The organism is Mariniradius saccharolyticus AK6 (genome assembly GCF_000330725.2).
GTDB classification, from domain to species: Bacteria; Bacteroidota; Bacteroidia; order Cytophagales; family Cyclobacteriaceae; genus Mariniradius; species Mariniradius saccharolyticus.
This window is the reverse complement of sequence record NZ_AMZY02000024.1, coordinates 21,754-28,100: the sequence shown is the minus strand read 5'-3', so window position 1 is coordinate 28,100 and position 6,347 is coordinate 21,754. Positions and strand designations below refer to the sequence as shown.

The window sequence follows — 6,347 nt, the reverse complement described above, 5'->3', positions numbered from 1 at the left end:
CCGGGAAACTCCTCCCCCAGAAAGCGACCATCGATCTGCTCGCTATTTTTCCCGTTCCTTCGAAATGGGACTGCAAAGGTAACACCCAAATCCGTTGTGGCAAGGGGCCACCAAAAAAAATTGTAAAAACCGAAATGGGTTTTTACATAAGTATCTGATTCACCGAGTCAAAATTTTGGTAACCATTCATTCAGTTTCCTTCGACCCAATTAAACCAGACAAAAAAATCCCGCCAATCGAAACCGGCGGGATCTGTGACCTCGTCAGGATTCAAACCTGAAACCTCCTGAGCCGTAATCAGGTGCTCTATTCAGTTGAGCTACGAGGCCTAAACGGACTGCAAAATTAGAGATGTAAATTGAATTTCCAAGGCCAAAAACACTTGTTTTTTCTCCAATCCGATTCGAAACGCGATTTCCGTTAAGAATTATTAAGACAAAAAGAATCCCAATTCACATATGTTTTCATAATTTAGCCGCGGTTTACACACTACCAGCGTTTCATGAAAAAAATCGGCATCCTTTTATTAATAAGCCAAATCTTCACATTACAACAACTATTTGCCCAACAAAAGCCGCTGACTCCGATCGGCGGAAGACCGGATCTCAAAGGTGATTTGTTCCTCGAATTTGGGTTCAACACACTGAATAACAAGCCCGACGAACTAAAAACGGATTTTTTCAAATCCCGCACTTTCAATGCCTATTACTATTTTGAAGTAAAAATCCTCGGGGAAAACTCAGGCCTAACCTTCAATCCAGGCTTGGGTTTTGCATCCGACAAATATGCTTTTAGAAATGATCAAACCCTTTTTAACAATCCCGCTCTCGGTCCAAATTCCAGCCAACTTCTTCCTATTTCCGATGTGTATGGTGACGATATCTTGATTAGAACCAATAATGTCACCACGAATTTTCTAGAAATTCCCGTGGAGTTCAGGTACCATTTTAATCGCAACAACTATAGGAAAAGCGTGAGGTGGGCATTTGGCGGTAAGTTCGGCTATAATTTCCAATCCCAAACCAAAATCGCATATACCGACGGAGCCGGCCTTGACCGAAAAATCAAAGACCGCCAGTCTTTTGGATTTGCCCCCTTCAGGTATGGAGTTTATACTCGATTGGGATTCTCTGGATTCAATCTTTGGGGATATTATGGATTGAACCAAGTTTTTGAAAAAGATAAGGGTCCATTCAAAACCCAAGCTACACAACTCAACTTCGGTATCTCAGTGGCGTTGTTTTAGGGACAAGCCTCTGAAAAAAATTTGGAACAGGTCTTTGGCCTGTTTTTTTGCCTCTACACGCGGAGCTCTTTATAGAAAAAGGAAAAAAGAAAAGAAGCAAATCAGAAAACCAAGCGCAAACCCGCCCAAAATCTCGATTGGCCGGTGGGCATTCAAGCGAAGTCTTGCTGACCCCACTGCCCCAGTGGCGACCACACTCACCAAGACGAGCGGCAACAGATCGACTGTTGGATATTTTACAGCAAATACCATTACTATCGCGGTAAGTCCAGCCATCCCTGTCATGTGTGCACTGATTTTCCAGAAAAATGTTATGCTAGCTAGGAGGGTCACACAGATAGAAATCGAGGCAAGCGTAAGAATGAATATCGGTTCTACATCCAGTTTTACATAAAACAAGTAAGTCGAAAGGATGTAGAAAAGGCTAATGGTAGAAAACGGGAAAACCCGGTCTTCCCTTGAATCAAGATGCAAAGAACCGATATGCTTGGTGAGCTTCATAGTCAGCAAACTGATCAAAGGGACGAGAAATGTGGTCACGAATACCATTGCCAAAATCAATACCTTATTGTAGTTATTGAGATAGGCCACCTGTGGTATGCCAAAAAGTAAGAAAACAAACACCAATGTCGGCATCAATAGCGGCATGAACAGGTAGGAAAGGAACAAAGCTAAATTCTTGGCCACTTACAGTTCCTTTCTTAGTCTTGCCACAGGAATCTGAAGCTGTTCCCGATATTTTGCAACTGTCCGACGGGCGATGTTGTAGCCTTTGTCATTAAGCATTTTGACAAGCTTATCATCCGAAAGTGGCCTTCGTTTGTTTTCCGCTTCGACCATTGCCTGAAGGACGCTTTTGACCTCCTTGTTGCTCACGTCTTCACCAGATTCGGTAGCGATGCCTTCGGAGAAAAAGTACTTGAGTGGATAAATCCCAAACTCAGTCTGGATAGACTTGCTATTTGCCACACGGGAAACCGTAGAAATATCCATCTCGATCTTATCGGCAATGTCTTTCAGGATCATTGGCTTCAGCTTGGTCTCATCTCCCTCTCTGAAAAATTCCACCTGATAGTCCAAAATCGCCTGCATCGTCTTCAAAAGAGTCTGCTGCCTCTGTTTGATCGCATCAATAAACCACTTGGCCGCATCCAATTTTTGCTTTACAAAAGTGACGGTATCTTTGAGTTTCTTATCCTTCTTGTCGCTTTTGTCATAGGCATCAAACATCTCGGAATAAGACCTGCTGACCCGCAATTCCGGCGCGTTTTTGGAGTTCAATGATATCTCCAACTTGCCTTCATTGTTGGATAGGATAAAATCCGGAATGATGTATTGTGTCTTGACCAACCCATCTGAAATACCTCCAGGCTTTGGATTGAGGCGGGTGATCATGTTGACCGCCTCCTTGATATCCTCGTCGTCTAGGTCAAGTTTCTTTTGGATTTTGGGATAGTGTTTTTTGGTGAACTCATCGAAGCAATCCGCTATGATCTTGATGGCATTTTGCACCAAATTGTCCTCCGGATGTTCCTTACGCTCCAACTGGATCAAAAGACACTCCTGAAGGTTCCTGGCTGCAATGCCTGCTGGATCAAAAGTTTGGATCTTTCTGAGAATCTCCTCGATTTCATCGACATCGGTTTCAATATTTTGGCTAAAGGCCAGATCGTTGATGATCGCCTCCAGATCTCTCCTGATGTAACCGTCGCTTTCAATACTGCCAATCAGTTGGCGTCCAATCAACTTCTGACGTTCATCTAATTTCAAAAAACCCAATTGGGTCATCAGCTGCTCGTGAAGCGATACACCGCTGGAAATCGGGATCTCTCTGTCCTCTTCATCTGGACTGTAATTCCCATCCCCCTGCATTTTATACCCACCATAATCGTCGTTGAGGTAGTCCTCCAGGTTGATGTCCTTATCCTCATAGCCCAAATCCTCCTCGTAGGAATCCTCGAACTCATCATCTTCATTTTCTTTCTTTTCCTCTTCCCTACCCTCTTCAAGTGCAGGATTGATCTCCAGCTCCTCTTCAACCCTTGCATCCAATTCGGCAGTCGGAACTTGGAGCAGTTTGATAAATTGAATCTGTTGGGGTGAGAGCTTTTGGGATAAAACCTGACTTAGATGAAGCTTCTGCATAGGAACTTTACGAAAACACGCTAATTGAAGACCAGAATATTGATGAAATAGCGCCAAAACACTGGTTTCCAAATTTAGGAAAATCGAACAATTTTTTGATAAAAAGCTTATTATATCGTTCTTTGCATTCCTTTAGAAAATGCCCTTTTTGGGGCAAATTTCGAATTTTGAGCACAAATACTATGGCCTTCAACAAGAGAATAAAGATCAAAGCATTATTGGAAGATGATCACCTTGGACAAAGTGTGACTGTCATGGGATGGGTAAGGACCAAGCGAAGCAACAAGAATGTATCCTTTATAGCCATCAATGACGGTTCGACAATCAAAAACTTTCAGGTGGTTGCCGACCCAAATCAAATTAGCGAAGATATCTTGAAAAAGGCATCCACCGGTGCCTGTCTGAAGGTACAGGGGCAGATCGTCGCTTCCCAGGGAAGTGGGCAATCCAGCGAATTGGTGGCCCAAAATATTGAAATCCTCGGAGAAGCCGACCCTGACACCTACCCGCTTCAGCCGAAAAAACATTCCTTGGAATTCTTGCGGGAGATTGCCCACCTGCGGATTCGGACCAATACATTCGGTGCCGTTTTCAGGGTACGGCATGCCTTGGCCTTTGCGGTACATAAATACTTCAACGACAAGGGGTTTTTCTATATCCATACCCCAATTATCACTGCTTCTGACGCAGAAGGGGCCGGGGAAACATTTAAAGTAACGACACTTGACCTTAAAAACCCTCCAAAAACCGAGGACGGAAAGATCGATTTCAAGGCTGATTTTTTTGAAAGAGAAACAAACCTGACAGTATCTGGCCAATTGGAGGGCGAATTGGCGGCGATGGGGCTTGGAGAAATCTACACCTTTGGGCCAACGTTTAGGGCGGAAAACTCAAATACCGCAAGGCACCTTGCCGAATTTTGGATGATAGAGCCGGAGATGGCCTTTTATGATGCCGAAGACAACCAGAACCTTGCTGAGGAATTTCTGAAATATGTGATTTCGTATGCCTTGGAAAACTGCAAGGATGATCTCGATTTTTTGGACAAGCGCGCAGCGGAAGAAGAAGTTTCCAAGCCTGCCGACCAAAGAAACGAACTTGGGCTTTTGGATCGCCTGAAGTTTGTCGCCGAAAATGAATTCCAACGTCTTACCTACACCGAGGCGATCGAAATTCTGAAAAATTCGAACCAAAACAAGAAAAAGAAATTTCAATATCTTGTCGAAAAATGGGGGGTCGACCTCCAGTCTGAACATGAGCGGTACCTGGTGGAAAAGCATTTCAAAAAGCCCGTTATTCTGACCGATTACCCAAAAGAAATCAAAGCTTTTTACATGCGCCAAAACGAAGACGGAAAGACCGTCGCGGCGATGGATATTCTTTTCCCGGGCATCGGTGAAATCGTCGGTGGTTCACAGCGGGAAGAGCGGCTTGAACTTTTGGTCAATAGGATGAAAGAAATGCATATCCCAACTGAGGAGATGTGGTGGTATTTGGATACGAGAAGATTTGGTGCGACGCCTCATGCCGGGTTTGGGCTTGGATTTGAGCGGCTGGTACAGTTTGTGACGGGGATGGGGAATATCCGCGACGTTATCGCGTTCCCACGAACACCGGGACATGCCGAATTCTAAAGGAAAAGCCGCTTCAAAGCGGCTTTTTTTGGAATTACTCAGCTGTTACTTTTTTGATTGACAGATTCTTGGATTCACTGTCCAGGCTCGTCTCTATTTGATCGATATCTACAACCTGGATCCTTCTTGCCAAAGGAATACAAAGCAGACTCAAGAAAATCGCCAAGTAGCCTACAATATTGTAGTGAAGCAATTCACCTCCCGCCCCTTCCGCCAATATCAAACCAGCCACGAAAGAAGCCAATCCCGCGGCAAGCTGCTGTACCGCCGAGTTGAAGCTCAGAAAGCTGCCGCGGTTTTCGGGGCGTGCCGTCCCTGTAATCAAGGCAGCGGCGGGCACCATCCTGCCATTTGAGGTCACAAAAAACAAAGTCGTCACCATCAGTACCAGTACAATTGCGGTTGGCCCCAAATGTGTGATCAATGCAATTGGGATGACATTCAATGCCATAAAAATGGTAAAAACCTTCACCTTGCCGTGTCGATCAGTTAGTTGACCAACCCATGGTGACGTGAAAATTGTAAATGCACCACCTGCCATATAGATGTAGGTAAGTTGCATTTCGGTGAATCCAACGTTGGCAACCATGTAAGGGCTGATAAAAGGGATAATCGTAAACTGCCCCAACATCATCATGATCGTGAGCGAAATCGCCTTCATTTGATTCGCATTTCCGGTAACCCGTCTGATTACCTGGATGGGCGTTGGTCGATTGGATTGAACATTGAGATGTGCCGTGATATGCGGAATGTACTGATAAATCATCCAAAGAATAATCAGTGAAAGAAATGCCAAGAAGAAAAACGGCGCATGCCAATTGGTCAAACTTGCAATAAACAAACCAAATGGTACCCCAACTACGGATGCAACAGAAAAGGCCGCCATCACCAAACCCATCGCCCTTCCTCTCCTGGAATCCGGTATCGCATCGCCAATAATCGCCATAATCAATGCGGAAGTGAGTCCTCCAAATACCCCCGAAACAATCCTTGAAATCAAAAGTATTGGATAATTTGGCGATAGCGCACAGGCTAGCGTCCCTAATAGAAACCCCACGAAAACCCAGAAAAGGATCATCTTACGGTCGTACTTGTCCAATACAAAGGCACCAAGGAAACTACTTATCCCGGCACTGAAAGTATAAGAGGAAACGAGCAAGCCAAATTCCCGTGGACTGATCTCGAAAATCCGCATCAATTGAGGACCTAACGGCATTAGGATCATAAAATCAATGATGTGGGTAAAATTGATGGCCGCAAGGGTCCAAAGTAAAAGCTTTTCTCTATTCATCAGTCAAATTCACTTGAAGGCTAACCCACCA

General features: G+C 44.6%; 5 protein-coding genes and 1 tRNA gene. 2 read left to right on the top strand and 4 right to left on the bottom strand.

Annotated elements, in window-relative coordinates; genetic code table 11:
- Positions 1-255 precede the first annotated feature (255 nt).
- A tRNA-Arg gene (locus C943_RS20410) sits at positions 256-329 on the bottom strand.
- A gap of 173 nt (positions 330-502) precedes the next feature.
- Here C943_RS20410 and C943_RS20405 point away from each other — a divergent pair.
- Complete coding sequence (locus tag C943_RS20405) at positions 503-1,246, top strand: porin family protein (RefSeq protein ID WP_008631762.1); 744 nt, start codon at positions 503-505, stop codon at positions 1,244-1,246.
- A gap of 69 nt (positions 1,247-1,315) precedes the next feature.
- On the opposite strand, the gene C943_RS20400 is transcribed toward C943_RS20405, so the two are convergent.
- Both C943_RS20400 and rpoN read right to left on the bottom strand, forming a co-directional pair.
- On the bottom strand, positions 1,316-1,933 hold the full coding sequence (locus C943_RS20400; RefSeq protein WP_234860105.1) for a PA-phosphatase: 618 nt from the start codon (positions 1,931-1,933) through the stop codon (positions 1,316-1,318).
- Positions 1,934-3,391, bottom strand: a complete 1,458-nt coding sequence (gene rpoN, locus C943_RS20395) for an RNA polymerase factor sigma-54 (protein WP_008631757.1) — start codon at positions 3,389-3,391, stop codon at positions 1,934-1,936. It lies immediately after the preceding gene.
- 182 nt (positions 3,392-3,573) lie between these two features.
- Between rpoN and asnS the strand changes: the two genes are divergently transcribed.
- Positions 3,574-5,025: an asparagine--tRNA ligase gene (asnS, locus tag C943_RS20390; RefSeq protein ID WP_008631755.1), complete on the top strand. Its 1,452-nt coding sequence runs from the start codon at positions 3,574-3,576 to the stop codon at positions 5,023-5,025.
- 34 nt (positions 5,026-5,059) lie between these two features.
- Here asnS and C943_RS20385 read toward each other — a convergent pair whose 3' ends face one another.
- The gene (locus C943_RS20385; RefSeq protein ID WP_008631753.1) at positions 5,060-6,316 is read right to left on the bottom strand and encodes an MFS transporter; all 1,257 of its coding nucleotides are present in this window, start codon (positions 6,314-6,316) and stop codon (positions 5,060-5,062) included.
- Between the last annotated feature and the right edge of the window lie 31 nt (positions 6,317-6,347).

Excerpts from the sequence above, each read along its gene's own strand:
- C943_RS20405 (WP_008631762.1), top strand. The coding sequence starts at position 503 with ATGAAAAAAATCGGCATCCTTTTATTAATAAGCCAAATCTTCACATTA.
- rpoN (WP_008631757.1), bottom strand. The coding sequence starts at position 3,391 with ATGCAGAAGCTTCATCTAAGTCAGGTTTTATCCCAAAAGCTCTCACCC.
- asnS (WP_008631755.1), top strand. The coding sequence starts at position 3,574 with ATGGCCTTCAACAAGAGAATAAAGATCAAAGCATTATTGGAAGATGAT.
- C943_RS20385 (WP_008631753.1), bottom strand. The coding sequence starts at position 6,316 with ATGAATAGAGAAAAGCTTTTACTTTGGACCCTTGCGGCCATCAATTTT.